Annotated in this window: 30 protein-coding genes, 1 tRNA gene and 1 pseudogene; 28 read left to right on the forward strand and 4 right to left on the reverse strand. The window is 46.2% G+C overall.

The window, feature by feature from the left end:
• Positions 1-20: 20 nt before the first annotated feature.
• The gene (locus MSED_RS08235) at positions 21-1,652 is read right to left on the reverse strand and encodes a hypothetical protein (protein WP_012021562.1); all 1,632 of its coding nucleotides are present in this window, start codon (positions 1,650-1,652) and stop codon (positions 21-23) included.
• 87 nt (positions 1,653-1,739) lie between these two features.
• Here MSED_RS08235 and MSED_RS08240 point away from each other — a divergent pair, with 87 nt between their 5' ends.
• Together MSED_RS08240 and MSED_RS08245 are read left to right on the forward strand one after the other, a co-directional pair.
• A complete protein-coding gene (locus MSED_RS08240) occupies positions 1,740-2,738 on the forward strand; it encodes a DUF711 family protein (protein ID WP_012021563.1) in 999 nt (332 codons plus the stop codon).
• Positions 2,739-2,787: 49 nt separating this feature from the next.
• On the forward strand, positions 2,788-3,837 hold the full coding sequence (locus MSED_RS08245; RefSeq protein ID WP_012021564.1) for a phosphate signaling complex PhoU family protein: 1,050 nt from the start codon (positions 2,788-2,790) through the stop codon (positions 3,835-3,837).
• Here MSED_RS08245 and MSED_RS08250 read toward each other — a convergent pair whose 3' ends face one another.
• A complete protein-coding gene (locus MSED_RS08250) occupies positions 3,838-5,004 on the reverse strand; it encodes a nicotinate phosphoribosyltransferase (RefSeq protein WP_012021565.1) in 1,167 nt (388 codons plus the stop codon).
• A gap of 60 nt (positions 5,005-5,064) precedes the next feature.
• Between MSED_RS08250 and MSED_RS08255 the strand changes: the two genes are divergently transcribed.
• From MSED_RS08255 to MSED_RS08330, 16 genes are all read left to right on the forward strand, one after another.
• Positions 5,065-5,535, forward strand: a complete 471-nt coding sequence (locus tag MSED_RS08255; protein WP_012021566.1) for a 30S ribosomal protein S19e — start codon at positions 5,065-5,067, stop codon at positions 5,533-5,535.
• An 8-nt stretch (positions 5,536-5,543) separates the two neighbouring features.
• The gene (locus tag MSED_RS08260) at positions 5,544-5,897 is read left to right on the forward strand and encodes a DNA-binding protein (RefSeq protein WP_012021567.1); all 354 of its coding nucleotides are present in this window, start codon (positions 5,544-5,546) and stop codon (positions 5,895-5,897) included.
• Positions 5,894-6,049, forward strand: coding sequence for a 50S ribosomal protein L39e (locus MSED_RS08265; RefSeq protein ID WP_012021568.1), 156 nt, complete (start codon positions 5,894-5,896; stop codon positions 6,047-6,049). The genes MSED_RS08260 and MSED_RS08265 overlap by 4 nt, the downstream gene beginning before the upstream one ends.
• 3 nt (positions 6,050-6,052) lie before the next feature.
• Entirely contained in the window at positions 6,053-6,316 is a 264-nt protein-coding gene (locus MSED_RS08270) for a 50S ribosomal protein L31e (protein WP_012021569.1), read from the forward strand.
• A complete protein-coding gene (locus tag MSED_RS08275; RefSeq protein WP_012021570.1) occupies positions 6,316-6,987 on the forward strand; it encodes a translation initiation factor IF-6 in 672 nt (223 codons plus the stop codon). The genes MSED_RS08270 and MSED_RS08275 overlap by 1 nt, the downstream gene beginning before the upstream one ends.
• Before the next feature lies 1 nt (position 6,988).
• Complete coding sequence (gene rpl18a / locus MSED_RS08280; protein ID WP_012021571.1) at positions 6,989-7,249, forward strand: 50S ribosomal protein L18Ae; 261 nt, start codon at positions 6,989-6,991, stop codon at positions 7,247-7,249.
• 5 nt (positions 7,250-7,254) lie between these two features.
• Positions 7,255-7,689, forward strand: coding sequence for a prefoldin subunit alpha (gene pfdA / locus MSED_RS08285; RefSeq protein ID WP_012021572.1), 435 nt, complete (start codon positions 7,255-7,257; stop codon positions 7,687-7,689).
• The gene (ftsY, locus tag MSED_RS08290; RefSeq protein WP_012021573.1) at positions 7,686-8,807 is read left to right on the forward strand and encodes a signal recognition particle-docking protein FtsY; all 1,122 of its coding nucleotides are present in this window, start codon (positions 7,686-7,688) and stop codon (positions 8,805-8,807) included. Before pfdA ends, ftsY begins: the two co-directional genes overlap by 4 nt.
• A gap of 83 nt (positions 8,808-8,890) precedes the next feature.
• Positions 8,891-9,070 carry a preprotein translocase subunit SecE gene (locus tag MSED_RS08295; RefSeq protein ID WP_012021574.1) on the forward strand — a complete coding sequence of 60 codons (180 nt, stop codon included), beginning with the start codon at positions 8,891-8,893 and terminating at the stop codon, positions 9,068-9,070.
• Positions 9,071-9,081: 11 nt separating this feature from the next.
• Entirely contained in the window at positions 9,082-9,543 is a 462-nt protein-coding gene (locus tag MSED_RS08300) for a transcription elongation factor Spt5 (protein ID WP_012021575.1), read from the forward strand.
• 11 nt (positions 9,544-9,554) lie between these two features.
• Positions 9,555-10,061 (forward strand): 50S ribosomal protein L11, encoded by a 507-nt coding sequence (locus tag MSED_RS08305; protein WP_012021576.1) that lies wholly within the window; start codon positions 9,555-9,557, stop codon positions 10,059-10,061.
• 4 nt (positions 10,062-10,065) lie between these two features.
• Positions 10,066-10,722 (forward strand): 50S ribosomal protein L1, encoded by a 657-nt coding sequence (locus MSED_RS08310; protein WP_012021577.1) that lies wholly within the window; start codon positions 10,066-10,068, stop codon positions 10,720-10,722.
• Positions 10,719-11,717 carry a 50S ribosomal protein L10 gene (locus MSED_RS08315; RefSeq protein ID WP_187146782.1) on the forward strand — a complete coding sequence of 333 codons (999 nt, stop codon included), beginning with the start codon at positions 10,719-10,721 and terminating at the stop codon, positions 11,715-11,717. The genes MSED_RS08310 and MSED_RS08315 overlap by 4 nt, the downstream gene beginning before the upstream one ends.
• A 43-nt stretch (positions 11,718-11,760) precedes the next feature.
• The gene (rpl12p, locus tag MSED_RS08320) at positions 11,761-12,069 is read left to right on the forward strand and encodes a 50S ribosomal protein P1 (RefSeq protein ID WP_012021579.1); all 309 of its coding nucleotides are present in this window, start codon (positions 11,761-11,763) and stop codon (positions 12,067-12,069) included.
• Between the two features lie 56 nt (positions 12,070-12,125).
• Positions 12,126-14,840: an alanine--tRNA ligase gene (gene alaS / locus MSED_RS08325; RefSeq protein WP_012021580.1), complete on the forward strand. Its 2,715-nt coding sequence runs from the start codon at positions 12,126-12,128 to the stop codon at positions 14,838-14,840.
• Entirely contained in the window at positions 14,800-15,423 is a 624-nt protein-coding gene (locus tag MSED_RS08330) for a DUF434 domain-containing protein (protein ID WP_012021581.1), read from the forward strand. The genes alaS and MSED_RS08330 overlap by 41 nt, the downstream gene beginning before the upstream one ends.
• Before the next feature lie 12 nt (positions 15,424-15,435).
• Here MSED_RS08330 and MSED_RS08335 read toward each other — a convergent pair.
• Positions 15,436-15,526, reverse strand: a tRNA-Arg gene (locus MSED_RS08335).
• A 111-nt stretch (positions 15,527-15,637) separates the two neighbouring features.
• Positions 15,638-16,978: a hypothetical protein gene (locus MSED_RS08340; protein WP_012021582.1), complete on the reverse strand. Its 1,341-nt coding sequence runs from the start codon at positions 16,976-16,978 to the stop codon at positions 15,638-15,640.
• A gap of 267 nt (positions 16,979-17,245) precedes the next feature.
• On the opposite strand from MSED_RS08340, the gene MSED_RS08345 reads away from it, so the two are divergent.
• The 10 genes and pseudogenes from MSED_RS08345 to glyA all read left to right on the forward strand — a co-directional run bounded on the left by MSED_RS08345 (position 17,246) and on the right by glyA (position 26,999).
• Positions 17,246-17,809 (forward strand): hypothetical protein, encoded by a 564-nt coding sequence (locus MSED_RS08345; RefSeq protein WP_012021583.1) that lies wholly within the window; start codon positions 17,246-17,248, stop codon positions 17,807-17,809.
• Entirely contained in the window at positions 17,806-19,404 is a 1,599-nt protein-coding gene (locus MSED_RS08350) for a hypothetical protein (RefSeq protein ID WP_012021584.1), read from the forward strand. Before MSED_RS08345 ends, MSED_RS08350 begins: the two co-directional genes overlap by 4 nt.
• Entirely contained in the window at positions 19,401-20,906 is a 1,506-nt protein-coding gene (locus tag MSED_RS08355) for a hypothetical protein (protein WP_012021585.1), read from the forward strand. The genes MSED_RS08350 and MSED_RS08355 overlap by 4 nt, the downstream gene beginning before the upstream one ends.
• Positions 20,907-20,916: 10 nt before the next feature.
• Positions 20,917-21,344: pseudogene (locus tag MSED_RS08360) on the forward strand (hypothetical protein).
• Between the two features lie 100 nt (positions 21,345-21,444).
• On the forward strand, positions 21,445-21,831 hold the full coding sequence (gene speD / locus MSED_RS08365) for an adenosylmethionine decarboxylase (RefSeq protein WP_012021587.1): 387 nt from the start codon (positions 21,445-21,447) through the stop codon (positions 21,829-21,831).
• A gap of 77 nt (positions 21,832-21,908) precedes the next feature.
• Entirely contained in the window at positions 21,909-22,955 is a 1,047-nt protein-coding gene (locus tag MSED_RS08370) for a hydroxymethylglutaryl-CoA synthase (RefSeq protein ID WP_012021588.1), read from the forward strand.
• 10 nt (positions 22,956-22,965) lie between these two features.
• Positions 22,966-24,048, forward strand: coding sequence for a thiolase family protein (locus tag MSED_RS08375; protein ID WP_012021589.1), 1,083 nt, complete (start codon positions 22,966-22,968; stop codon positions 24,046-24,048).
• A 4-nt stretch (positions 24,049-24,052) separates the two neighbouring features.
• Positions 24,053-24,460, forward strand: a complete 408-nt coding sequence (locus MSED_RS08380) for a Zn-ribbon domain-containing OB-fold protein (RefSeq protein WP_012021590.1) — start codon at positions 24,053-24,055, stop codon at positions 24,458-24,460.
• Complete coding sequence (hmgA, locus tag MSED_RS08385; protein WP_012021591.1) at positions 24,447-25,679, forward strand: hydroxymethylglutaryl-CoA reductase (NADPH); 1,233 nt, start codon at positions 24,447-24,449, stop codon at positions 25,677-25,679. Before MSED_RS08380 ends, hmgA begins: the two co-directional genes overlap by 14 nt.
• 24 nt (positions 25,680-25,703) lie before the next feature.
• The gene (gene glyA, locus MSED_RS08390; RefSeq protein WP_012021592.1) at positions 25,704-26,999 is read left to right on the forward strand and encodes a serine hydroxymethyltransferase; all 1,296 of its coding nucleotides are present in this window, start codon (positions 25,704-25,706) and stop codon (positions 26,997-26,999) included.

The following is a 26,999-nucleotide window of genomic DNA, read 5'->3' on the forward strand; positions in this document are numbered from 1 at the left end:
AAAGCCGGAGTGCCACGATACTAGTACGCCTTGAGGCTTAGGTATAACTCACCTCCACTGGACAAGGGCAAGGAAGCGGAGTAGAGCTCTCCTTGGTTTAGAGACGGCGTAACTAGATGACCTCCTGGGGCAACGTAGGAATAAATGGTTCCAAAGTAGAACGTGTAGTTGTGGATGCCTGGGTAAATTGCAAGCCTCTGCTCATATGGTGAAAAGTAAGACCAATAACCAGTGTAGTACTGATTTCCATTGAGGTTAACAGGTTCGGCATAAACTACTGAGGGATAGGTTGAGTCTAGGGTTACATTAACTTTGTAGAAATATATGGTGCCCTCTGTGTTCCAGCAAAAGATGTTAGTATTTACCAGAGTTATTCCTCCACCACCCACTTGAAATACTGACCCAACAGGTCCATCCACAGGAGTACCGTTAGAAACACTGAGTTTGCTCAGCAAGACCACTGTATAAGGACCGTTGGAAAGAGATCCCGGATTATTTGTCACAACGTAGTTTCCGCACGACGCTTCCTCTCCAGCAGGGAGGTTCAGTATGGCCTCCCCATGCAGGAGATGTCCAGGTATAAATGGGGTATTGAATTCCTCAACCCCGTTTCCAACTACCGTGTTAAACATCAAAGGTTGGCCGTTTATTAGAATCTCTATACCATCTGGCGTATCCTGGATGGACATGTCCGCACTCCCAGTAAATGACTGAGCATGAGAGGTTGCGGTAATGGAGTTGATCTTTACCGTATAGTATCCTATATTAGGATTGTCCATGACATTGCCCGGGGAGAAAGCAGCCACAAAGGCTAAGGGAGTTAGAAATGATACAGGGTAACTATGATACTCTATCCATATCACTTGTGTTTGTTGTGGGTTATATATTACAAGAGATAAAGGAAGGGTAGCATAGCCTAAGTCAAGGTAACCGTTGATGGGTCCAGACTCGTAAGCGTTGCTATACCATCCAGTTTCCCATATTCTTCCAAGTGTCCAAGAATATTGTAATTCTATTGATGATCCATTATAGAACGGGAAGAGAATCGAGGAGTTATAGATGGACCCATAGAGATAGTGATTAGGGTAAGTATAGGTGAAACCTTGAGTCATCTCTGGATCGAATCCAGTGAAAGTTGAAGAAACATAACCCTGAAAGGATGAGGGTATTATGGAGCCTATGTCATACTGCCCAGGTATGTAGTAGTATACTTTACCCCCATATTGGTATGAATATCCACCTACTAGAGATCCCGAGGGAAGCCATGGAAATATCGATTGTGAACCACCCACCGACTCCGCTATGTTAGAGATGTTAAAGACCTGTCCCTGATCTGTGACGACAAGGATCCAGCCATAACCCCCCAACAAGGAGCTAATTGACCTAGGTTGAGGCCCGACTCTCATGTTGATTTTTTCAAATTGCCCGTTAGGAAATACCACGTATGATATGTTAACTGGATTATTGGAATAAACCTGACCTCCAGGTAGCTGTACTATTGACGCTGGCGCATTATCGAGCTGGGACGCAACGTAAGAAATACCCTTAAAGGTGGAGTTCTGTAGATATAGAATTACACTTACTGCGGATACAAAGATAATTACCAGAATTAGGCTTGATATTATTCCTGAGATTCCCTTTACCCTCTTCATAATCCCTTGAAGCTAGCAACCCTAATTTTGAATAGACACCTCACCGAAACTTGATAGATTTATTTTGATCCAACAGAAGCATTAGTCATGAGGATTAGAGCCTTCACGGCTTTCTTGAACAAGATATCACGTGAAATGGTAGAAGAGAATGTACATAAGCTAACCTCAATAAAGATTGACGCTTTTTCCAAGAGATTAACGCTCCCTCAACCTCCTAGGGACCTCTCCTTGGACAAGATTGTTGATATTTTACCTCAGGGAGACATTCTTTACTCATTGGGAGGACTTAGAGACAACGATCCTAGAATATCACATATCCCAGATGTTTTGACTGCCTCCAACAACATGTTCGTTCATGTTCTCCTTACAAATCGGGACAACATATCCCCCATTGTTAAGATGATGTCTAGACTGGAACCTGAACAGGCGACTAGGTTCGCCATTCTTCTCAATGAGGAGTTTCTCCTGAGTCCATATTACCCAACCTCGTCTGGAGATGGAGTTCACACTGGCTTTGCAGTATCTCTGATATACGTTAACGAAATCATGAAGGGCGAGATGACCACTTCACTAATCAAGGCCAAAGAGGTAGGAGAAAAGGTTGAAAAGGACGTCGGACTACGTTTCCTTGGGATTGACCCCTCTATCTCACCTTGGATGGAGGAAAGCGTGGGGGAACTTATTGAATCAAGACTGGGAAAAGAACTGTTTTCCCCAGGTTCCCTTTCTGTAATTAGGGAGTTAAATAACGAGATATTGGCAAGCTCCGTGGAAGCAGGTATCGAGCCACTTGGCTTCTCAGAACTAATGCTTCCCGTGGCGGAAGACGATATCTTGAGAAAGAGAGTACTTGAGGGTAAAATCACGTTGACTCACCTAGTCGCCATGAGCACTGCCTGTGTCGCCGGACTGGATATGGCTGGAATAGAATATGACTTGAAACTTTATACCGATCTTATTAAAGATTTGATGGTTATTCATTTCTTGAAAAAGAGACCATACGGTATTAGAATCATACCTTCCTGGGGAGAAGAAAAAATATTCACCAAAAGTTTTGGCATTATACCAGTGATCAAAACAGTATAGACTCAGTTTAAATTACTTTTATATACTCTTGAACTATATAGAGAGTTATATGGAAGTTAGAAGAGTTCAAAAATTCGGGAAATCTACCCTTATGGTTTCACTTCCTGCTGATTGGGTAAAGGAAGTCAGCCTTAACCCAGGTGAGAGTATTTACCTTGAGGTAGATGAGGATGGCAGTCTGAAGGTTTACCCACCGAACCTGAAGACAGAGAATGCCCCAAGGGAAATGAAGGTGAAGATCTCAGTAACAACTTCACCTGAACTTGTAACCAGGATAATTTACAGTTTATATATTCTAGGATTCGACAGAATACTAATAGAGACAACTAATGGGCCGTTTAATGAGGACCTTCTGAGAAAGATAAAGGAGACAGCCAGGAGTTTAATAGGCCTAGAGATAGTTTCACAGGATGTAACTAGCATCCAGATACAATCATTTCTAGATCCAACCAAGTACAACATAGGTAGTCTGATAAACAGGTTAACCAACACACTCAAGCAAATGCTACACTACCTAAACCTTGGAATCAGGGAGGCTAGTAGAACCTTCCTACAGGAGGTTGTAGAACTGGAAAAGGAAGTTGATAGGCTCTATTACCTTTCCCTCAGACAATTACTTCTGGCTCAAGTGAACAGGAGCCTCGCCTACATGATAGGAGTCAAGAGGATACAAATTGTGGGCAATAGGATACTGATGAAGGCGGCGGAGGAAGCCGCTGATGAGATCAGTGAAGCTGCCAATGACTTACTCAGTTTACATCCTGAGGATCTAGCCCTACTCAAAATGTCGTGGGATAAGATGGACATGCTCATAGATCAAACCGCTGTTGTGATAGATCACGTAGTTAAGGTCTTGAACAAGGAGGATATTAAACTAGTGAACGAGGCGTTGGAAGAGTTGAGGACATTGAGAAGAGTTCTCCTCTCCGACGCTCTGATCCTTGAGGAAAGAATACAGAGAATGAACGCTCCCAAGGTGGCAACTGCAATTAGAACCCTGAACCTCAGACTATATAATGCCATAAGAAGGATGGAACCCATTGCTGAGATAGCGTTCAACAGAGGTATAGAGAACCTAAAAGAAGTTGTAATAGAATAGCTATCTCTCCTGTTGCGCGGGCACTGAAATTTTCTTGAGCTGGGATAGGACCCTTTCTCTTATCTCTGAAGGAGTTGGTAAGCTTCTAGTTAGTTTTCCTTTCTCCATATACTTTTTGAGAAGAGGCTCGCATTCCATTTCCTTCCCCCAAGGAACTATATGATCCTCCGTTCCACATCGATACACTTGCTTGAATCCAGGCCACTTACCCCTCTTTGTGATGGGGATCCATTTTCCGTCCACAAATTTCTCAACGATGTCCGCACTGAAGTCCACGCTCTCCGGGAAGGCAACGCTTGTCCCAACCCCAAAGCCGTCTACGTAGTCCCGCAACTCAACTACTTGAGCCTCATCTAAGCCTCCACTCACTATAATCTTTACATCAGTAAACCCGTGAAGATTAAGGGTCCATCTAACTTCCTGAATAATTTTCTTAAAGTTCCCCCTCCTACTTGAGGGAGTATCGAGTCTAATTCCGTATAGCTTTTTGCCCAGAAGTCGAGCTGCCTTGAGAGCCTCGGTTCTTTCATCCTCAAAGGTGTCCACTAGGATTATCCTCGGAACGTCAGATTCAACGCCTGCATCAAATATCTTCCAAGCCTCTACATTATCCCCCACAGCGAGCATTAATGCATGGGGCATGGTACCGGAGGGCTTAACTCCCAATTCCCTTTCGCTAAATGCGCCTGAAACTCCATCCATTCCGCCTATATAGGCCGACCTATCAACCATGGGCGCTATAGCTGGATGAACTGATCTGAGACCGAAAAATATGACCTGCTTGTCCATGGCAAGGCTCTTTATTCTAGCAGCCTTGGTTGCAATACTGCTGGCATGCCTTAAAACGCCAAGAAGTGCTGTCTCCAAGATCCCAAACTCCAGATAGTTCCCCTCTATTACCAGGACGGGCTCGATTTCCCTGAACAATGTTCCCTCATCCATTGCATAAACATCTACATTCCTACCTTCCAAGAGGTACAGTGCCTCCTCTAAACCCGCAAAAACTCCCCATTCGTAGCCCTTCGGCAATCCGTAAGAGTGAAACTCCATCCTAACCTTCACGTCGGTTATTCCAGCCTTCTCCAACGCCCTTGAGGTTCTTTCGAAATATATGTCAGTTATCTTTCCCTCCCTTATTTCCTGTGATGTAGCTATGTGTAACTTCACGGGACCATATTGATGAGGTTAATTTTTAAACCTTGAGGAAGAGCTACTACTGAATCTAATATGATCACAGCTAACATGGTACCGCCAGACTTGCTGGTCAAAAGATTATCAGATTACATTAAGAATAATGTTAGTGAGGTTCAACCCCCAGATTGGTCACTCATCACAAAGACAGCCTCCTTCAAGGAGAGAATTCCGGACGACCCACAGTCCTGGTGGTATATGAGGGCAGCATCTATCCTCAGGAAACTTTACGTTCTGGAGCACTTTGGAGTCTCTGAGTCCACTAGATTATATGGAGGCCTTAAGAGAAGGGGAACAAAGCCACCAGTTTCAGCCAGAGCCCCAGGTCACTCAACTAGGTTAATATTTCAGCAACTGGAAAGGGCCGGCCTAGTTGCTAAGACAAGGGGAGCTAGGAAAGGTAGGGTCCTAACACCTAAGGGAAGGTCTCTCTTAGATAAAATGGCTCACGAAATCTTTATAGATCTAGCAAACAATAATCCTGCTTTGAAGAAATACTTGGAGTGAGAGGATAAATGTCCCAGGATGACTATTCTGATCCAGAGCTTGAGGAACTTCTAAGGAGAAGGGCTCAAACAGAGAGCAGGAGGGCTGCTGAGGAGAGACAAAGGAAAGCAGAACTAGAGGCAAGGAAGGATGCTTTACTTCGTTCCATTTTGACGCCAGAGGCAAGACAGAGGCTAAGTAACGTAAAGTTAGTCAAACCAGAACTAGCAGAATCGCTGGAGGACCAGCTAATTGCCCTAGCTCAAAGCGGAAGGATAAGGGTGCCTGTCACAGACGAAGAGCTTAAGGAGATCTTATCCCAAATAGCGGGTCAGTCAAAGAGAGACTTTAAGATCCAGATAAGGGAGAGGGGTTGGAAATGAGCAGATACAAACCATCTGGTCTAAAGAAGAGGTTAAACAAGGCACTAAAGTCAAACTCCTCCGTACCAGCCTGGGTCATTCTCAAGACCAACGGCGAAGTTAGATTTAATCCAAAGAGAAGGAACTGGAGAAGAAACGACCTTAAGGTGTAAACCATGGAGCAGAAGGATAATTTTGAGATGGTTATAAACTTAAGGAAAGCACACGACTCCAAAAGGCCAAAGAAGTTCAAGAGCGCGGTCAATCTGATAAGGGGGACTGTATCGAGGCACTTTGGTGCAGAAAAAGTGATTCTAGATCCATTTCTACTTAGCTATATCTCTTCAAACTCTAAGGATAAAATAACGAGAAGAGTGAGAGTGGTAGTCACTAAGATAGGAGAAAAGACTTTTCTTGTGAAGCTAGCAGTGAAGCCTTAATGAATCTACAAAGATTTAGCATATTCGGTAGCGACAACATCGGAGTTTACATTTTTACAAACGATAAGTACACCATTATCCCGACCAATCTAGATAAACAAAGCAAGAGCATAATACAGGAGAACCTTAATACAGAGCTTATCGAGACCACCGTCGCTGACAGTTTCCTGACGGGGATATTTGTAGCTGGAAATAATGAAACAATTCTCCTTCCTAGGATCGTAAGAGACGTTGAAATTAACGCAATTAAGAGCGTTGCTAAGGACGTAAACATTGAAGTAGTTGACGTTAGAGCCACTGCCCTAGGTAATGTTATCTTGGCTAATGATAATGCGGCCCTGGTCTATCCTGAATTTTCCGATGCTGAGATGAACATCATTGGTAAGGCCTTGAACGTTAAGGAGATAAGGAAAGGAACTATTGCTCAAGTTTTGGTTGTTGGGTCAGCGGGAGTTGTCACATCAAAGGGAGGTCTCCTTCATGTTGAGGCGACAGAGGAGGAGGTTAAGTCGTTAAGTTCATTTTTCAAGGTTAACCTAGACGTGGGGACTGTGAACTTTGGAAGCGCTTTCATCAGAAGCGGAATGGTGGCAAATAGCCATGGAATACTCGTTGGCTCCTCAACTACCGGGCCAGAGATTTTAAGAATACAAAGAGCCTTTAGTGATTGAGATGACTGAAGTTAAAACTTTCATGGTTAAGGGGGCTGCTCTCTTCAACGAGAGCGAATTTCCAGTAAGGCAGAGCTTCACTAAGTACGTGAGAGCGCTTAACGAAGAACAAGCGAAAGAGAAGGTTTACATGGATCTGGGAAGCAAAAACAAGATCAAGAGGAGGAACATAACCTTCCTAGAGATCAAGGAAGTAGATCCGTCAACGGTTAAAGAAAAAAGGATAAAAGAACTATCTAAGATAGATAAAATAATATTGTGATAGAAATGGCTGAATCCAACAACAGAATGGTGGTTAGCCTAGAGGATTTGCTGGCTCAAGCAGATGCACTCAGAAAGGAGATAGACGCTCTTCAGAAGCTTAGGGACGAGATAGCGGAGTCGCTTAATGCAGCAAGGAGTGCCAAGGAGGCAATTAACCTAATAAAGGGACAGGGGAAGGACCTCCTGTTATCTGCAGATAGAAGAGGGTTTGTTCTGTTGAAGGTCACAGAGATTCCTTCCTCAAAGGTCTTGGTTAACTTGGGTTTAGGCTATTACGCCGAGATCGAGCCAGATCAGGCTTCCAAGATACTCGACGAAAGGGAAGAACAGCTAAATAAGAGCCTCCAGGACATTACGGCCCGGCTTAACAATGCAGTTAATGCCTACACCCAGATAGCCGAGATTCTGAACAGGGCTCAGCAACAGCAAGGTGAGTGAACTGTTTCGACAGGTTAAAGAAAGCCTTTTCGTCCTTTACAGAGAAACTTTCCAATAAGTTCGAGAAAGAGGAACCTAGGGAGGAACAAAAACAGGAGGAAAATGTTCCTCAAATCTCTCCTTCTCAAGCTCAACCCTCACAAGAGACTGTGTCTCAGCCACCACAGGAACCAACGCCTCAACCAGCTCAACCGGTACAGTCTAGGAAAGAGGTTGAGGAAAAACCCAAGGAGAAGGAGTCCAAGTCTGGCTTCTTTAGTTTCTTCAAGTACAGGGAAATTAAGGAGGAGGACATCTCTGACCTCATTGAGGAGCTCAGGATAGAACTCCTTGAAGATGACGTCTCCCTCGAGGTAACGGATAAGATCTTAGAGGACCTGAAGAACACCCTTGTGGGTCAGAAGGTCTCAAGAAGGGAAAACATTGAGGAGCTTATACAGGAGTCACTAAAAAAATCACTAAGGGAGATTCTAAGAAAAAATTACAGAGAAAGAGACATGATTGAAACCATTAAGAGTTCCAAGAAACCCTACGTTATAGTGTTCTTTGGAGTTAACGGCGTGGGGAAGACGACCACAATTGCAAAGTTCGCCATGTTACTTAGGAAGAATGGGTTATCCGTGATCATAGCTGCTTCAGACACCTTCAGGGCAGCGGCTCAGGAACAGCTCGCCTATCATGCAACTAAACTCGAGGTTCCACTGGTCAAGGGAAAATATGGGGGAGATCCAGCCTCAGTGGCCTTTGACGCAATCCAGTCCGCCAAGAGTAGAGGTATAGACGTAGTCCTAGTGGACACGGCCGGAAGGATGCATACCGACAAGGACTTAACGGAGGAACTCAAGAGAGTGGTAAGGGTAGCCAAGCCAGACCTCAAGATCCTTGTTCTAGATTCGCTGGCAGGAAATGATGCACTACAACAGGCTGAGTATTTCGAGAAGAACGTGGGGTATGACGCCGTTATCCTCACGAAGGTTGATGCAGACGCCAAGGGAGGAGTAGCCCTTTCTCTGGCATATAAGCTGGGGAAACCCGTGATCTATCTGGGAATGGGTCAGGATTACGAATCCCTTATTAAGTTTGACCCAGATTGGTTCGCGGACAGATTATTAAGTTAAGATCCATTTTCGTATACCTAGGCAAGTAGTTCATTCCACGGCCTCTCAGTTAAATTAATATTTTCACGGGAAAGATAGTGAGTATGGGCTTAGCTGATAGGATAAAGAAACTCAGGGAAGATTGGAAAAGGATAATCAGCGTCGCCAAGAAACCAGACAAGAGCATGTTCTACCTGAACTTGAGAGTAACACTTATTGTCCTTCTCTTCGTAGGCTTACTGGCATTTCTAGTCCAATTAGCCTTCTCTATTCTTCTAGGTTAGAGGGATGCTAAGTGGAAGCACCGAAAGTTAGGAACTTCTATGCCGTGAAGGTTACAGGGGGTCAGGAAATAAGTGTCGCAATTATGCTTGAGGAGAGAATTAAGACAAACGGCATTGGAGACGTTTACTCCATCATAGTCCCGCCAGGACTCAAGGGATATGTTATTGTGGAGAGTTCTGGTCCACATGTGGTGAAGTTCATCATCGCTGGTATCAGGCATGTGAGAGGCGTTGCCCCTGGGCTTGTTCCCAAGGATGACATTATGAAGATGGTATCAAAGAAGCAGACAGGTCCTTCCATAAAGACAGGTGACATGGTGGAGGTCGTGTCAGGCCCATTCAGGGGAATGCAGGCCCAGGTCATGAGTTATAATGCGGATCGCGGAGAAGTAGTTTTAAATATACTAGAATCGGCCTTTCCTCTACAGGTAACAATACCTGTAGACCAAATTAGACCCGTTAAAAAGACGTAAGGTGAAATTTCATGGCTAAAAAATCCATAAAAGTAGTGGTAGAGGGAGGGAACGTAAAACCCGGTCCACCCCTCGCCCCAACCCTATCCCAACTTGGGTTAAACGTTGGGGAAGTGGTCAAGAAGATAAATGAGGCCACGTCTCAGTTCAAGGGGATGACAGTCCCCGTCACACTGGACGTGGACACGGACACTAAGAAGTATGAGGTGTCCGTGGGAGTTCCGACCACTACTTCTCTCCTTGTGAAGAAGGCAGGAGCAAGCGGTCCATCTGGGGATCCAGAGCACAAGAAAATAGGTAACATCTCCATGGATGATGTGATTGAGGTCGCTATCTCGAAGAAGCCATCCCTAACAGCCAAGGAACTGAAGGGAGCTGTGAAGAGTATCCTGGGAACAGCTAAATCAATTGGCCTAACAGTGGATAACAAGGATCCCAAGCTAGTGGTGAGAGAAGTAGAAGAAGGTAAATATGACGATAAGATAAAGGAAATGGAGGAAAAGTGGTCTTCAGGGTGATTAAATGATAGTCCCAAAGGAGAAAATTGAGGAGGCAGTTAAGCAGGCACTCTCTAAGGAGAATAACCCCAAGAGGGGGTTCACACAAAGCGTCGAGTTGATCATCGCCTTTAAGGACGTGGACATGAAGAGGGGTGACATAAAGCTCAGGGAGGCAATAGTCCTACCGAAACCGCCATCAAAGCCCAGGAACGTCCTTGTGGTTCCGTCGCTGGAACAGATGGAATCGGCAAAGAGGGCTGAACCCAACGTTATCCTGTCCAAGGAGGAACTTCAGAAACTCCAGGGCGCAAAGAGGGCCGTGAAGAAGCTAGCGAGTAAGAATCAATGGTTCCTTATAGCTCAGGACTCCATGTCCCTAGCAGGTAGGATCTTGGGTCCGTCCCTAGGACCCAGGGGGAAGTTTCCAACCCCCTTACCCTCATCTTCAGATGTTTCTGAGTACATTCTCAGATATAAGAGATCTACCCTAGTGAAAACAAAGGACCAGCCACAGACCCAGACCTTCGTTGGAACCGAGGATCAGCCATCTGGGGACCTTGCGGAGAATGTGTTCGCTGTCCTCAATAGCATAGAGGGAAAGATAAAGGGGCCAGCCTACATCAAAGCTATATACGTGAAAACCTCTATGGGTAAACCAGTTCAGATTAATCTGAAGTGATCACCATGAGCATAACAGAGGAAAGGAAAATCCCAAAATGGAAGATTGACGAAGTAGCTGAGCTAGAGGAAAAGATCAAGAACTCTAGCACCGTCATGATTGCTGACATCCAAGGATTCCCCACAGACAAGCTACACGAGATTAGGAAAAAGTTAAGGGGAAAGGCAGAGATCAAAGTGACCAAGAACACCCTCTTCCTAATTGCTGCGAAGAGGGCAGGGATTGACGTCAGCAAAATCGAGAACTATATCACGGGGAGTAACGCCTTCATTTTCTCCAATGACAACCCCTTTGCGATCTCAATCTTCCTATCCAAGTTTAAGCTAAAGAGGTATCCAATGCCCGGAGACAAGGCGGACGAGGAGGTCGTGATTCCCGCAGGAGACACTGGAATGACTGCAGGACCAATACTCAGCACCTTTGGAAAGCTCAAGGTTCAGACCAAGGTACAGGATGGTAAGGTTCATGTAGTGAAGGACACCGTGATCGCGAAGCCTGGGGATCCAATACCTCCTGAGGCTGCCCCAATACTTCAGAAGTTAGGAATAATGCCAGTCTACGTCAAGCTGAAACTTAAGGCTGCATATCACGAAGGGTTAGTTATACCAGTAAGTGAGCTGGAGATCAACCTAGATCAATATTCCTCCATGGTCGCAGAGGCCTCAAGAAATTCCCTAGCTCTAGGCGTCGAGATAGCCTACCCAGTGCCAGAGGTCCTCAAGTTGACCATAGGGAAGGCCCACATGAGAGCATTAGCCCTTGCTGGAGAGTCGGGCTTCCTAACTCCAGACACTGCCAACTCAGTCCTAAGCAGGGCAGTAGCCAAGGCCTACGCATTGGTCTCGGCCTTGGGTGGGAAGGTAGATCTAGGGGTAGAGGTTCCAAAACAACAGACGGTCCAGCAAGAGAAGAAGGAGGAGAAGAAGGAAGAGGAGGAGAAGAAGGGTCCAAGCGACGAGGACGTAGGAGGAGGACTCTCCTCCCTGTTCGGATAAATTAGTTTTTTAAAGCGGATCCACCACTTCATAGGTGATCGAAATGGAATACATATACGCAAGTTTGCTTTTGCACACAGCAAAGAAGGAAATAACTGAGGACGCAGTGAAAAGCGTACTCAGTGCTGCTGGAGTTGAGGTTGACGAGGTCAGAGTGAAGGCAGTAGTGGCTGCCCTAAAGGAGGTAAACATTGACGAAGTTCTAAAGAACGCTACCGCAATGCCCGTCGCCGCTGCACCAGCTGCAGCTCCAGCACAGGAGGCAAAGAAGGAGGAGAAGAAGGAAGAGGAGGAGAAGAAGGGTCCAAGCGACGAGGAAATTGCTGGAGGACTCTCCTCCCTGTTCGGATAAATTAGGTAGTTTTTTAGAAGACGTTTTAATCCTCTCGGGTTTTTATTCTACTCGATATGAAGGGAAATCAGGAGGAGTACAGGCTCAAGTTCTTTCTTGATCACGATTACCTAAGAAGGGAATGTAAGGTATGTAAAACTCCTTTCTGGAGCAAGGACAAGACCAGGGAGGACTGTGCAGATATCCCATGTTCAGACTACTACTTCCTGGACATGAAGGAGAGCAACCTCAATTGGAGCGTGAGTGAGGCTAGGAGGAGGTTCCTGGACTTCTTCAGGAGGAATGGGCACGAGATAATCCCACCGAAACCGGTGCTAGCAAGATGGAGAGAGGACCTCTACCTCACGATTGCGAGTATCGTTGATTTTCAGCCATATATCACGAGCGGGATCTCTCCACCACCTGCCAATCCCCTGGTCGTTTCACAACCCTGCATTAGAATGGATGACGTTGATAACGTTGGGATAACCTTCGGGAGACATCTCACGACCTTCGAGATGGGTGGTCATCATGCGTTCAACTACCCCGATAAGTTCCTGTATTGGAAGGATGAGACTGTTGCCTACGCCAAGGAGTTCTTCACGAAGGAGATGGGAATACCTGAGGAACTGCTCAACTTCAAGGAGTCCTGGTGGGAGGGAGGAGGAAATGCAGGACCGTCATTTGAAGTAACTGTGGGGGGGCTTGAGCTAGCAACCCTTGTGTTCATGCAATACGAGATAAGGGATGGAGAGTACGTACCCCTGAAGCTCAAGATCGTGGATACAGGATACGGGATAGAGAGGCTCGCTTGGTTCACCCAGAAAACGCCAACTGCCTTCCACGCAATATATGGGGAGTTAGTGGACAAGTTTCTTGAAAAACTCGGTCTACCCAGCTTGAATCCAGATATGCTGAAAGTTGCGTCAAGGTTTGCAGGAAGGATTGACCCTGACGTTCCTTCCACGATCCAGGGACATAGGGAACAGGTCGCAAAGGCAATGGGTCTTCCCGTTAAGGAGGTTAGTGAGGAATTAACCAGGGCTGCCAGGGTGTTCCAAGTACTTGACCACACAAAGACGATTGCGCTCATGCTTGGGGATGGCCTTGTCCCCTCAAGCGGAGGTGAAGGATACCTTGGAAGGCTGTTGATAAGGAGAGCCCTCAGGACCCTGAAGCTCTTGAACGTGGATGTGAGACTCTCGGAGCTAGTGGATATGCAGATAGGCTTCTGGGGAAAGGACTTCACTCAACTCGTGAGGAACAGGGACTACATACTGGACGCAGTCAACCTTGAACAGGAGAAGTTCAACGAGATACTCAACAGGATGAGCTCTGTGGTTAGCTCGCTTACCAAGAAGAAGGAGATTGGTGTTGAGGACCTGATCCAGCTGTACGACTCCCAGGGAATTCCCCCAGACCTGATGGCTGAGGAGATGAGGTCTAAGGGTCTTAAGGTTGAAGTTCCGCATAACTTCTACTCAATAGTCGCGAAGAGGCACCAGAGTGCTCCTGTCAAGAAGGAATGGGATACCACGAAGTTACCGCCAGAGGTTGTGAAACAGGTAAAGGACTTACCTCCAACGGAGAAGTTATACTACAAGGATCAATATGCCAGGAACTTTGAGGGCGTCATCGTTAAGTCTCTGGGTAAATACCTCGTGCTGGATAGGACCGTGTTCTACCCGGAGGGCGGTGGACAGTTGGGAGATCAGGGATGGCTTCTACTGGATGGACAAAGGGTAAAAGTTGTGGATACACAAAAGGTTGGTGATGTGGTAGTTCACGTTCTAGAGAGGGAGATCTCAGCGAAGGAAGGGGACAAGGTAAAGGGCGAGATCGACTGGGTCAGGAGGTTCAGGATGATGAGACACCACACCGGAACTCACGTTGTTCTAGCAGCCGCGAAGAAGCTCCTCGGTGATCACGTATGGCAGGCTGGCGCAGAGAAAACCCCAGAGAAGGCCAGGCTTGACATAACCCATCACAGGAACCTCACAAGGGAGGAGGTGAAAAGGATAGAGGAAATGGCCAACCTCGTCGTGGATGATAGGAGGCCCGTGACTCCATTTGAGATAAACAGGACTGAGGCCGAAACTAAGTACGGGGTCTCAATTTACGAGGGAGGAGTGCCCAACAAGGCAGTGATCAGGCTCCTTGAGATAAAGGACTGGGACGTGGAGAGCTGTGGAGGAACACACGTTGCAAACACTGCTGACATTGGCGGAATCAAGATAGTCAACGTTGAGAAAATACAGGATGGGATAATTAGGCTGGAGTACGTGGCTGGGGACGTCATCTCGTCTTATGCGGGGAACCTAGAGGACAAGCTTGAGGGGTTAGCGAGCAAACTTGAGACGTCAACCTCGCAGATTGAGAGCAGAGTTGAGAAATTGAAGGAAGAGAACGAGAGGATGAAGGAGTTAATAGCCTTCTACAGGAGGCAATACCTAGATGACCTTGAGAAACATGTGGAAACCAGGAACGTTGGGAAGGTCAAGATCGTGATACTACCAAGTCTGAAGGATGAGGATCTGGAGAGGGAGGCTATGAGGAGATTGACTTCAACTCAGGGAGTTGTTGTGATTCACGTTAACCAGGTTAATGGGAAGCTACAGATAGAGATTGGAACTAGCAAGGACCTCAACGTGTCCACCGTCGTAACGGAGCTCGTAAAGGCGGGAGGAAAGGGAGGAGGAAGAGGGACCTTTGGATCAGTAATGATAGAGAAGGGAACAAAGGAGGAGGTAATTGATATCGTGGAGAGAGCAATTAAGGGAGGCAATTCTTGATTATAGGTACCTTCTAGATAGGGGATATGGAAGCAAGCCCTCGCTGGATCTGGTAACGGGGAGATATGGACTAAACGGAGAGGAAAGACTTCTCCTTTTTAGATGTATTCATCCCAAGAAGGAGGTTGAGATGATCAAGGGTAAAGTGAAGTTGGAGGAACCCTTGATCTTGGATGGGTTCAACGTTGGCTTGAGTCTAGTGAACGCCTGGGATGGGGAACAGCTCTTCCTCTGCGACGACAACTTTGTAAGAGACCTCGGGCTAGGGAGAAAGAAGGGCGACTCAAGGTTAGTGAACGCCTTAGTGTCTGTGGGGGAGCTCCTAATCTCGCTTGGGCTAAAGTTCAGGATAGTTCTAGATTCTCAGGTTAGTATGAGCGGTGAGATAGCGGGGAAGTTAAGGAGGCTAGGTTTAGACGTGAGTGTCGTGAATAGGGCAGACAAGGAGATTATCGCGTCTCAGGGAACGTCAGTGACGAGCGACTTCGTTATCCTTCGTGAATCTACGAAGGTGTTTGACCTTGTGGGATCTTTCATGGTTGATAGTTTTGACGTGAATAAGGTTCAAGACTTTCTGGAATAACAAAGTGAAAAGCGGACCCGGGGGGATTCGGACCCCCGACCCTCGGCTCACTCTTGCCTCCGCTTAGGAGGCCGGCGCTCTATCCTGGCTGAGCTACGGGTCCCTACAACTAAAGGGGAATACATCAAAAAAGATTTACTCTCATCAGCGATGCAGACATTTACCTTGTAACCACATGAAAGAAGTTGTTTTTAACGAGAGTCTTTAAAAAAGACTATCCTATTATCCAGGTATTAGGCCCAGATTCCATCAAGTATGTAATGCTAGCATATTTATAATGACCTGATCCCGACGGCCAATACCAAACTATAGCAGATAATATAGCTGGTGGAGAGGAGGATGGATACACAAAGTTCCAATAGACTATTCCGTTTAGAGACTGTTGAGCATGATTGATAGTCCAATTATACGCCATAGTATTATTATAATATGGACCATGAGTAAGCATAGTGGTAGATACGTTATAGAAAGATGTATCCGTGCCTGGACTATTGCTTTGTTTTGTCACTAAGAACGCTTGAGATATAGCGTCTGTAAAACTATTGGAACCAAAACTAATTTTCAACTCGGACCCATTAGTTTGACCAATAGGAAAAGCAACACTTCCAATAATTTTTCCAGTATCACTAAAAAGTATTACATTATTACCTGTTTGATGACCGTAAGTAAAGTTTAGGAAATACCAATTAAATGGAGATACTGAACCTAGAAGTTGGGGATTTCCATTGCTCTTACTGTAATTGGAACTAACGTAAATATTATATCCGCTTTGATATATTTTTAGATAGTAAAAATTGTTATTAGTAGTATTTAATGTGGCATAAAATATGGTAGAATTCGTTGTAGCATTACCCAGCGGTTCAAACCATAGACCTGTCTGAACTCCCTGGTTGTTGGTGAATAGATGAGGTGCTTGGAAATTCACTTGTTTACTATTTCCTAGATAATTGCCTGTGTGCGTTACAACATAAAGTCCTAAACCAGCATCAGCTGGGTTCACGAAGAAGTAGCCGAGCCTATACCACTTCCCGAACTCATGCGTTAAGACCCAGACCACAACGATCTGACCTGGCTTCACAACGAAATGTACAATATATGTCCCGGTGCTTGACGCGTTGTATGCTGGTACTCCTGACTTAAGTTGTTGCCCCTGTGGAGTATAAACAGGCGAATTAAGCGTGAAGTGGGGCAATATCTTAAGGCCTCCCGAGTAATTCATGAGAATAGTTGCGTTAGGATTTCCTTGGGGACTATACAGGTAAGTTCCCAGACCAGGCAAAGGATTAACCACGAATGGAACTAGAACCACATTCTTCACTGGAGCAGAGTACCATAGTAGAAACGATACATTAAAATAAGTGTAGCTGGGCCCTATCCCCTTGAATGTTATAGGTGACACGAAGATCTCGGTTTGCTTCGATTGAGATACTACAATCTCATTTCCCGCAATTGTTGAGCCTTGGGTGGAAAAGTAAGAATTGTAAAGACCAAATACACCTATCGCTAGCATTAATGTAACGAGGACCACTAGAAGAGTTACCACCACTGACGGCATATTATAAAATCAGTTAGCTAGTATTTAAGTCAATGAAGAGATTTCACGCGAAATCTGTGCCGAACCTGAGTCATCAGATCAAAACTTCTTAAATAGTTATAGATTTTGTTAATTTTTATATCGACATTGAAAATCAATTTTACTCGGTCTGAAAATGATCGGGAGCGGTTCCAAGGACTTATTCCGAAAACTCAACCCTAGCCAAGTTTTCCATCCCAATTCATTAAAACTTATTTACACTGAAGATTGCTATTTATATAGAAGTTCATGCCTGAAAACATAGTCCAAGAGATAATATTAATTTCCGTAGTTGTGGCTTTGGGAATTGCTATAGTCGCTTTCTCGATCTCGGTGCTCTATCCTCAGATAATTCTAACATCTGAGGAACAGACTGCTAGCAATATCGCTTCACAAACGACTCTCAGCGTTGGACCTCTCCTGGTCAATTCAACGTCAGGTAGCTTGGTTCTGGAAGTTTATGATCCGGCAGAGAGCGGGAATGTTTCCATAGTTGCCTTTTACGTCCCACAAAGTTTTGAGCCGTCAATCTCCTTAGTTACACCTACCAGTCCTCCAAGCTCCTCAACCTTTAAGGTCTACTCGGTTACCGGGGCTTTAGATAGGGCAGAGATCATCTCAAGAATATATGACTTGAATGGTCAAATTCTGTATAATTCTCCCTTGACCGCGTACAGCGTCCCCTTCAATACCCCAGTAACTGTGTTTGCGAAGGGGTACCAACAGGGGGATATAATTGTGATATGGGTTCTTTACGGTCAAGGGGATACCTTCAGGATAGGTTACACTTTCACGGGGGTGCCCTCCTCATGATCAGGAGAGCCATATCAGTACCCATTTTCATGGTCCTAATGTTCATTTTACTTGTTGCAGTCATAGTTCCAGCCTATCTTTTTATGAGTTCGACACAAATCTACTCGAATCAGGGATCACAACAGGCAACTGGATACCTCGAGGGACAGACACAGGAGGTGAACCAGGTGTTTAGGGGGAACCCAAACGTTTACTATAACTCAAGCAAGTCACCATACCTTCAAGTTCTCTTCACGTCGATTCCATACCCGTTAAACGTGACGCAGATCTACTACTACAACGGAACAACATGGAGCCCTGTGTTAAAGGGTTCCCTGGTTGTTGCGGGAAACACGTTCATACCGCTTCCGAGTAAGGCGTTTAATAAACCTATCATCATGGTGTCGGGCGAAGGTAATGTGTATTTCCTGAACCCAAATACCTCGATCAACACAGTGAATGTGCAGGGACCAGCAGGGAAACTCCCGGTGTACATCGCGTCCTTTGTCGAGAATGGGTCTAAGTTCATACCTGTGTCTGTTCAGGTCATTTTCCCGACCACGGGAAGTAGCTCGATTACACCTCAGGTTTACTATGTTACGCCTGGGACCTATCCCCTAACTGATAAGAACCAGACTGTTTTCCTACCTCAGTACGGACTGACTGGAACCTTCCAGAACTGGTCCATAGTGGGAGGAACACTTAGTGCAACGAATCAACTTTCAACGTCCGTCACTGTGTTCTCTGCAACTGTAATAACTGCGATTTATAAAGCTCAGACTACTAAGTATGAGGTTCAGATAGTGCCTAAGAATATTCCATTGGCCCCTAACGTAACAATTTTAAAAAGGCACTCTCTCTTGTCACTCTCACTTTCAAACTTGTCACTCTCATCATTAAATAAAACTATTCCAGTAAAAATAGATAACAAGACCTACCTCTTAAACTCCTCCGGCATTAAGCTAAACTTAACCTATGGATACCATCTTATACAGTTCCCGTCTTATTATAATATTTCGTTCAATTATACTTCCGAAACTCTTCTCAAAAAAATTCTGGGAAAATTTTTCATGTATGCTGGGGAGATTAATTGTTACGAATTTAATGGACTATCTTCACCTAACTCGAATGTTTCGATCAAGGGGACAGATATTGTCTTCGTAAACGGAAGTGGCAAGGTTTACGGGATCTATACTCAATCTAGCGTGTATTACGCCATGCTTGTGAACAATAGTTTTTCATTTCCATCGGGTGTAAGTTGTATTAGCTGCAGGCCATCCGTGATTGGAGATATTGCTGGACAGCTGATTCAAGTAAATAACAGTTTTGTAATAGGGCCTACAACTAATAATGGTGTGGAAAGACTATATTTTAAGAATGGAACTACTATTTATTTTACAAAGGTTTACTTATATGGACCCTTTAGTGGGCAATTTCAGATATTAGATCAGAATAACCCAGAGAGTTTTTCTCAGTTGTTATCCAATCCTTGCTATATTAAAGTGGATTATCCTTTAGGAACTTATTCATTTAATCCGCCGTATTCATTTAACATGAACTATCCTTACTACATCACAGATGTCCAACAGTGGGAATACGGAGGCTATGAGCTATGAGACTCTCAAGAGGTTTAACTAATGCCATTGCAATTCTCATGCTTATTATTGTAGTCTTGGTAATCTCCATTCCCATGATTACATTCTTCACAAATACCCAACAGACAGGTACCGAGAAACTGGCACTAGTCAATAACTACATTTTCCTCAAGAACCTTCAGGTTAAGCAAGTCGAATATGGACATCCTGCGATTTACTACGCCAATTCCTCCATAGAGTTCTACTACACCAACGGTACCTTTGTTCCGCCTACCAACCTCACCATTGTGAAGATCCTTTACCTCCAAGGTGGAGTATGGTTAAACCTTTCTTATCATTACCCTATCACAATTAACGCGTTCACTAATCTGACCCTTCCTAGTTACGTTCAAGGGAAACCCATCATCATTGTGACCTCCCTAGGCAACGTTTTCTTCCTTACACCCAAATCGTCTATTGGACCATACTCTACCTCAGCTAAGGGTGGTCTAGTTATCGCAGCTGAGATCGCTGAGCCTAATGGACCTATTGGAGTAGCCACTAACGTGACTACAAACATTAATGGGCCGTACAAGAACTACACCACACCTATAGCGTTTCCAAATCAGACAGGAACTTTTGTGGTCAAGGCTCCTGAATACGTGTTTTATGAGAGACCTAATGGATCTATTGTAACAGGGGTGTTTCACAACTGGATACTGGGGGGACAAGTTACTGCAAATTCTACTACCTCTAGTTCAATTAGTGTAAGTTTAACAGGTGGTACCGCCACCCTAACCGCCAACTATACGCCTATAACTGACTATGTAAATCTAGAAGTTCAATCATTTAATGGTGAAAACGTAAATATTTTAATTGATGGAAATAGGTACACAGTAACTGGTACCCAAAATATCAATGTATTAGCCGGTTACGTAAATATCACTATTTTGACCAATCAGTTCTATATTAATTCTACTAACATACATAAACACTATATGCTGGTTAAAAGCGTATATAATGGTAAATCATACACAGCAGATAGCTACATTATCTTTGTTAACCCATTTAGTTCTTCTTCAAATATCTTAGATTTGGTATTCGAAAATGATTATTCTCTTTATAAAGTAAATATATACTATGGTGTATATACCAATAAATATGGAGTAGCAGCTCCGCCAAATGTGACTAAAATTACTCCTTACCTTGGTAACCCTGGCTCAAATAGCGGCTTATTCGAATTGAATTCTACAGAATATACCTATAATAATCCTTATTGGATAAGAAACGGTACCTATGTGATTGGCTATGTAGGAACTGTCTATACAAACGGCACCTATGTGATTGACAATTTCCCGATTGTTATCAATTGTTTCTATGTTAGTTTTAATGATAGCCCCCCTCAAAGCTATAGTGCCTTAGATTGGTTGCAATATGTTACCTATGTTAATGGAACCCCATATACTCAGCCAAATATAACGATAGACAGTCCGCTCACTATTGAGGTTTACTATGCCTGGACGACTGGTTACACATCACTCTAGGGGTATTAAAATGAAAGCTCAATCCGAATTCATTGCATTCATCATCGCAATAATCCTAATCGTCGTCATCCTAGTACCTCTGGCCTTCCTAGTTCTCGACTTCTCGAAACCCTCAGCTCAACAGGTAGACGAAATCTCCGTCCTTAGAAGACAAATAGATGGAGGATCTATCCTCCTCTTCTTCAACTCCACGCCCTCTAAATCGACCTTGCTCACGATAAGAGGAGGGAGCAACTACACTCTAGAAGGCGTATTCTATGACTATCACGGTCAATGGATAAACATCTCCAACAAGATCACACCTTCTGTCCCAGCCCCCTCATCTACAACTTCACCCTCCCCTCTTACGTATGGAACAGAACTCTTCTCCTCGAGATCTCAGGTTACAACGTCTCAGTTTTCGCCACTGTTCTCCCCAACGAGACTGCCTTCGCATAGTAATTCCCTTTCTCCTCATCCCTTCTTTCTACCTCAAAACCTCTAGTTACATTTATTAATCCTAGATCCCTCTTCATCACGGAGGGTACAAGAACAGGAGATGTCTGAACAGGTCACGTTCCAATCCCACGAAGACAGAATAGTAGGGAAACATGTTTTCGGAAACCTATACGACATTGACCCGGAAGACCTGAACAACGAGCAACTCCTCAAGGATCTAGTTCTGAAGGCAGTTGAGATCGCTCACATGAACCTGGTCGAGGCTAAGTCCTGGAGCTTCGGTGGAAAGAAGGGCGGAGTCTCGGTCATAGCCCTAATTGAGGAGAGCCACATCGCACTTCATACATGGAACGAATATAACTACGCTACCCTAGACGTTTACACCTGCGGAGAGGACAGCGACCCCCAGGCTGCTTTCAAGTTCATCGTTGAGGCCCTAAAGCCTAGGCGGTACCAAGTCTTCTTCGCAGATAGAAGCTCCAGTTAATCTTTTTTCGACTCTTGTCTATAACCCTATAGACAATTACCGAAAACCTTTATAATCATGATGAATTAAGGGACAGGATGCATACAGGTATCATTGGATGGGGCTCTTACGTTCCGAAGTATAGAATTAAGGTAAGCGATATTGCCTCTGTTTGGGGCAAGGAGGAGGGAGTTGTTAAGGCACTAGGTCTCACGGAGAAGTCAGTTCCAGCAGCTGATGAGGACTCAACGACGATGGCAATTGAGGCCTCTAGGGATGCCCTAACGAGGGCAATGATTGACCCTAGGGAAGTTGAGATGGCACTCTTTGGTTCTGAGTCAAAGGTTTACGCAGTGAAGTCAACCTCAGCGATCCTGATAGACGCGCTTGGTCTGTCCAAGTTCTCCTTAACGGCAGACCTAGAGTTCGCCTGCAGGGCTGCTTCGGCAGGACTCAGGATGGCTTTCTCCATGGTCGAGAGCGGTCAGGTTTCCTACTCCCTAGTGGTTGGATCTGATACGGCCCAATCCAACCCAGGTGACGTCCTCGAGTTAAGCTCTGCCGCAGCTGCAGTTGCCTTCGTTGTCGGAAGAGCGGAGGAGGCCTCAGCTGTGGTCGAGGCGAGTACATCCTACGTTACCGATACCCCGGATTTCTGGAGGAGGGATGGAATGCCTTACCCGCTTCACGGGGAGGCCTTCACAGGAGAACCAGCTTACTTTGCCCACATTTATGAGGCCGTGAATAGGTTGCTTCAGGACACCGGGCTCAAGGTTTCTGACTTTGACTACTTTGTGTTTCACCAACCCAACGGAAAGTTCCCGTTCCAGATGGCCAAGAAACTTGGGGTACCACTTGAAAAGGTGAAACAGGGGATGGTCTCAACCCTGATTGGGAATCCCTACAATGCCTCGGCTCTCCTCGGGTTCGCGAGGGTACTAGATGTGGCCAAGCCTGGCCAGAGGGTTCTCGTTGCTCCCTTCGGGAGCGGTGCTGGAAGTGACGCATACAGCTTCGTGATAACTGATAAGATCCTTGAAAGACAGAAGTTAGCCCACACCACGGACTACTACATCCAAAGAAAGAAGCTCGTGGATTACGCGAGTTACGCAAAGACAACCCACAAGTTCAAGGTTTACGACTAGGTGAAACCCCATGAACGTTTTCGTTGCCACAGGATCTACCCTGAGGGTTGATAGGTATTATGAGAATAGCCTCCTGGACCTCGCCATAGCTGCGGTCTCGGAGCTCGAGGAGGAGCTTAGCGAGCACAAACCCGACGTTCTCCTACTGGCCAACGCCTATGGTGAAAGTACCGAGGAGCAGGTTCAGCTCGCGGGGAAACTTGCAAGAGCCCTAGGTTACAGAATCCCAGCTATCCGTGTCGAGAACGGAGACGCAAGCGGAGGATCTGCAATCTACTCCGCTTACTCCCTAGTGAAGTCGGGCACGGCTAAGTCAGTGTTGGTGGTTGGAGCCGAGAAACTCGGCGATTTCCCCGCATCTCACCTGAACGACATACTGGCTGAGAACCTAGATGAGGAGTTCTCCTACAGGGCCGGGGTAATCCCTCAGGCCTTCGCTGCAATCCAGATGAAGCTCTACATGAGGAGGTACAACGTTCCCAGGGAGTACTTCGCTGAGTGGCCCTATCTCATGCACAAGTATGCCTCTGAGAATCATTACGCTTACCTGAAATTCCCCGTGGATAAGGAGACGATCCTTTCCTCACAGGTTGTGTCTGACCCGCTCAGGCTCTTCGACACGGCTGCGAGGGCAGACGGAGCCTCAGCAGTCCTGATCACGAACGAAGAGGTCGCGAGGAAGGTTAGCGAGGCACCTGTGAAGATAGAAGGGGTTAGCTTCTCAACTGCTGGGGTTAACCTGAGGGAATTGCTCTCCGTTAGGGATGCCGTATCCCCATGGAGGGAGTTTAAGCCTGACTTCTACGAAATCCACGATTCCTACAGTGTTACCGCGGCCATGATCCTAGACGAGCTAGGTCTTGAGAGGGGAAAATCCCTTCTTCACCTTGATCAAGTTCAGGTTAACTACTCCGGAGGCCTAAAGGCAAGAGGTTACCCGGGAGGCGCCACGGGAGTTTACCAGGTTGCTGAGGGATATGCCCAGCTCACGGGGACATTCAAGGGGAGAAGGGTTAAGGACGCAAGGAGGGGGCTCGTTGTATCCATGGACGACCTGGGTTCAGTTGCGGTTACCGTAGCTCTTTCGAGGTGAGAATATGAGGATTCTACCACCTAAGATCTGGAGAAACAAGGATACCCACTACTCTCTCGTGGCCTCAGTCTGCGAGAAGTGCGGTCATGTGAACTTTCCAGCCAGGACTGTATGCAGTAACTGCGGTTCCTTCAGGGTAACCACCAAGAGACTCTCAGGGAAGGGGGTACTTGTGTCCTACACGGTTTCCCACCAGGTCAGGACTGGCCACGAGAAGGAATCCCCAGTCTATTACGGTCTCATAAGGCTCGACGAGGGGGTTGAGCTAGTAGCTCCCCTGGTAGACGTAGACGAGGAACCTAGGGAGGGACAGAGGGTAGAGGCCACAATAAGGAGGTTAAGGGTTGACTCTAGCAATGGGCTTATAGAGTACGGCACGAAATTTAGGTTGGTAAGTGATGGACAAAATTGATGAAGTTGTGGAGAAGGTAGTTAAGGGAGAGATAGAGCTTCACAAGGTTGATGAGCACCTCGATGGAAACGCTGCCGTAGTAGCCAGGAGGATGGCAATAGAGAAGCTCACGGGAAAGAGTTTTCCTTCGATTGGGGCAACGATCATAGACTACCTCGATGTTAAGGGAAGGAACGCCGAGAACGTGATAGGGGCTGCCCAGGTACCTCTAGGGGTCGCCGGTCCCATCATGGTTGAGGGAGATTATGCTAAGGGCTCATTTTTCGTTCCCCTTGCCACGACGGAAGGGGCGTTGATTGCCAGCGTTAATAGGGGAATGAAGGTCCTGAGACATGCTGGCCCCGTTAGGACAAAGGTCCTGAGAGATGGGATGACAAGGGCTCCAGTGTTTACCTTTGAGTCAGCGCTGGACGCCTTCAAGTTCACGGAATGGGTCAAGAGCAACTTTCAGGAGATAAAGAGGGTTGCCGAGTCTACCTCGTCTCACGCTAGACTTATCAAGATAGATCCACTACAGCTCGGAAATAACGTCTGGCTGAGGTTTGAGTATGAGACCGGTGATGCCATGGGAATGAACATGGTTACCGTGGCAACCGAGGCCGCATGCTCCTACCTAGAGGAGAAGTTCCCCAGGGCGAGGTGCGTTGCAGTTAGCGGAAATGCCTGCAGTGACAAGAAACAGTCGATGACCAACGAACTCCTGGGAAGGGGTAAGAGCGTGGTCGCTGAGGCATTGATACCCTCAAGGATTCTCGAGACTCACCTGAGAACTACTGCAGACAGGATTCAGGAGGTCAACCTGAGAAAGAACTGGTTGGGTGGAGCTAGGGCTGGCACAATCTTCCAGTTCAATGCCCACTTTGCAAACATCATTGCTGCTATCTTCATCGCCACAGGACAGGACGTTGCGCAGGTGGTTGAGAGCAGTACGGGTTATACCTGGGTAGAGAACAGGAACGGTGATCTATACATCTCCGTCACCCTTCCCTCCCTCGAGGTAGGTACTGTTGGAGGAGGGACGAGGTTACCCACGCAAAGGGAGGCCCTCTCTATGATGGGAGTAGACGGAGGTGGCAATCCACCTGGGAGTAATGCCAGAAAACTTGCAGAGATAATCTCCGCCGCCGTCTTGGCTGGCGAGCTGAACCTTCTGTCTGCTCTCTCCACAAGGGAGCTAGGGAAAGCACACCTGCGCTTAGGTAGGGGCATGAAGACTTAATTTTTTGGAATTAATCTAAGACTCATGGACGTTCAAAAGGAACTCGAAAAAGTGATTGAGCTCACCAGAAGTCAGAACAGGTGGAGAAGGACTGAGACCATCAATCTGATTGCCTCCGAGAACGTTATGAGTCCCTTGGCTGAAGCCCTCTACATGAGCGATTTCATGTCAAGATACGCTGAGGGAAAACCCTTCAAGAGGTTCTATCAGGGAACGAAGTACGTGGATGAGGTCGAGACTCTGGCCATGGACTACATGAACCAGGTCACGGGGAGCAAGTTCTGCGACCTAAGACCCACAAGTGGTACGTTGGCCAACGCCGCAGTGTTCAGGGTTCTGGCCAATCCTGGAGACAAGGCTTTAATCGCACCGGTTCAGGCTGGGGCTCACGTTAGTCACACAAAGTTTGGAACCCTTGGGGCCCTTGGAATAGAGCACATAGAGATGCCATACGATGAGGAAAACATGAACGTTGACGTGGATAGGGCAGTGAAAATGATAGAGCAGATTAAGCCCAAGTTCGTTGTTCTGGGAGGTAGCCTTTACCTTTTCCCGCATCCCACTAAGGACCTCGCGCCTCACGTTCACTCGGTGGGGGCAAAGCTGGTGTATGATGCAGCCCACGTTTATGGGCTCATGACTGGTAAGGTCTGGAGTAATCCTCTTGATGAGGGAGCTGACTTCCTTAATGTTTCTACCCACAAAACTTTTCCAGGACCTCAAGGCGGAGCCATATTCTCGAACGAGGAGGAGGAGTTCAAGAAGGTGTCTAGGACAATCTTCCCCTGGTTCGTGAGTAACCACCATCTACATAGGTTACCCTCCACGGCTGTAACTGCGCTCGAGATGAAGGTTTACGGGGAGGATTACGCTAAGCAGATAACCAGGAACTCGAAAGCCTTGGCGGAGGCCCTAGCCTCTTTCGGCTTCAAGGTGATAGGAGAACACCTGGGATACACCAAGAGTCACCAGGTTGCTGTCGACGTGAAGAACCTTGGAGGAGGAGCCTACGTTGCGAAGACTCTCGAGAGTGCTAACATCATAGTGAACAAGAACCTCTTACCTCACGATCCACCGGAGGCAGTTAATGATCCAAGCGGAATAAGAATTGGGGTTCAGGAAATGACGAGATTCGGGATGAAGGAGGGTGAGATGGAAGAGATAGCAGAATTGATGAAGCAGATCCTCGTGGATAAGAGGGACATTAACGAGATGAGAAGGAAGGTAACCGAGATGAGATCCAGATTCCTTGAGGTTAAGTACGCGCTAACGTATGATCTGTCCAAGTATAACTCAAAGCTGATCCCGATGATACTCTAG

Source organism: Metallosphaera sedula DSM 5348 (genome assembly GCF_000016605.1).
Classification (GTDB): Archaea; Thermoproteota; Thermoprotei_A; order Sulfolobales; family Sulfolobaceae; genus Metallosphaera; species Metallosphaera sedula.

Bases quoted from the DNA above. Each gene is read 5' to 3' on its own strand.
- MSED_RS08235 (WP_012021562.1), bottom strand. From the start codon at position 1,652: ATGAAGAGGGTAAAGGGAATCTCAGGAATAATATCAAGCCTAATTCTG.
- MSED_RS08370 (WP_012021588.1), top strand. From the start codon at position 21,909: ATGCATACAGGTATCATTGGATGGGGCTCTTACGTTCCGAAGTATAGA.
- MSED_RS08380 (WP_012021590.1), top strand. From the start codon at position 24,053: ATGAGGATTCTACCACCTAAGATCTGGAGAAACAAGGATACCCACTAC.
- MSED_RS08375 (WP_012021589.1), top strand. From the start codon at position 22,966: ATGAACGTTTTCGTTGCCACAGGATCTACCCTGAGGGTTGATAGGTAT.
- MSED_RS08350 (WP_012021584.1), top strand. From the start codon at position 17,806: ATGATCAGGAGAGCCATATCAGTACCCATTTTCATGGTCCTAATGTTC.
- MSED_RS08245 (WP_012021564.1), top strand. From the start codon at position 2,788: ATGGAAGTTAGAAGAGTTCAAAAATTCGGGAAATCTACCCTTATGGTT.
- pfdA (WP_012021572.1), top strand. From the start codon at position 7,255: ATGGCTGAATCCAACAACAGAATGGTGGTTAGCCTAGAGGATTTGCTG.
- MSED_RS08295 (WP_012021574.1), top strand. From the start codon at position 8,891: ATGGGCTTAGCTGATAGGATAAAGAAACTCAGGGAAGATTGGAAAAGG.
- MSED_RS08305 (WP_012021576.1), top strand. From the start codon at position 9,555: ATGGCTAAAAAATCCATAAAAGTAGTGGTAGAGGGAGGGAACGTAAAA.
- MSED_RS08310 (WP_012021577.1), top strand. From the start codon at position 10,066: ATGATAGTCCCAAAGGAGAAAATTGAGGAGGCAGTTAAGCAGGCACTC.
- rpl12p (WP_012021579.1), top strand. From the start codon at position 11,761: ATGGAATACATATACGCAAGTTTGCTTTTGCACACAGCAAAGAAGGAA.
- MSED_RS08275 (WP_012021570.1), top strand. From the start codon at position 6,316: ATGAATCTACAAAGATTTAGCATATTCGGTAGCGACAACATCGGAGTT.
- MSED_RS08265 (WP_012021568.1), top strand. From the start codon at position 5,894: ATGAGCAGATACAAACCATCTGGTCTAAAGAAGAGGTTAAACAAGGCA.
- rpl18a (WP_012021571.1), top strand. From the start codon at position 6,989: ATGACTGAAGTTAAAACTTTCATGGTTAAGGGGGCTGCTCTCTTCAAC.
- MSED_RS08260 (WP_012021567.1), top strand. From the start codon at position 5,544: ATGTCCCAGGATGACTATTCTGATCCAGAGCTTGAGGAACTTCTAAGG.
- MSED_RS08240 (WP_012021563.1), top strand. From the start codon at position 1,740: ATGAGGATTAGAGCCTTCACGGCTTTCTTGAACAAGATATCACGTGAA.
- glyA (WP_012021592.1), top strand. From the start codon at position 25,704: ATGGACGTTCAAAAGGAACTCGAAAAAGTGATTGAGCTCACCAGAAGT.
- MSED_RS08355 (WP_012021585.1), top strand. From the start codon at position 19,401: ATGAGACTCTCAAGAGGTTTAACTAATGCCATTGCAATTCTCATGCTT.
- MSED_RS08255 (WP_012021566.1), top strand. From the start codon at position 5,065: ATGATCACAGCTAACATGGTACCGCCAGACTTGCTGGTCAAAAGATTA.
- MSED_RS08270 (WP_012021569.1), top strand. From the start codon at position 6,053: ATGGAGCAGAAGGATAATTTTGAGATGGTTATAAACTTAAGGAAAGCA.
- alaS (WP_012021580.1), top strand. From the start codon at position 12,126: ATGAAGGGAAATCAGGAGGAGTACAGGCTCAAGTTCTTTCTTGATCAC.
- speD (WP_012021587.1), top strand. From the start codon at position 21,445: ATGTCTGAACAGGTCACGTTCCAATCCCACGAAGACAGAATAGTAGGG.
- MSED_RS08340 (WP_012021582.1), bottom strand. From the start codon at position 16,978: ATGCCGTCAGTGGTGGTAACTCTTCTAGTGGTCCTCGTTACATTAATG.
- hmgA (WP_012021591.1), top strand. From the start codon at position 24,447: ATGGACAAAATTGATGAAGTTGTGGAGAAGGTAGTTAAGGGAGAGATA.
- MSED_RS08345 (WP_012021583.1), top strand. From the start codon at position 17,246: ATGCCTGAAAACATAGTCCAAGAGATAATATTAATTTCCGTAGTTGTG.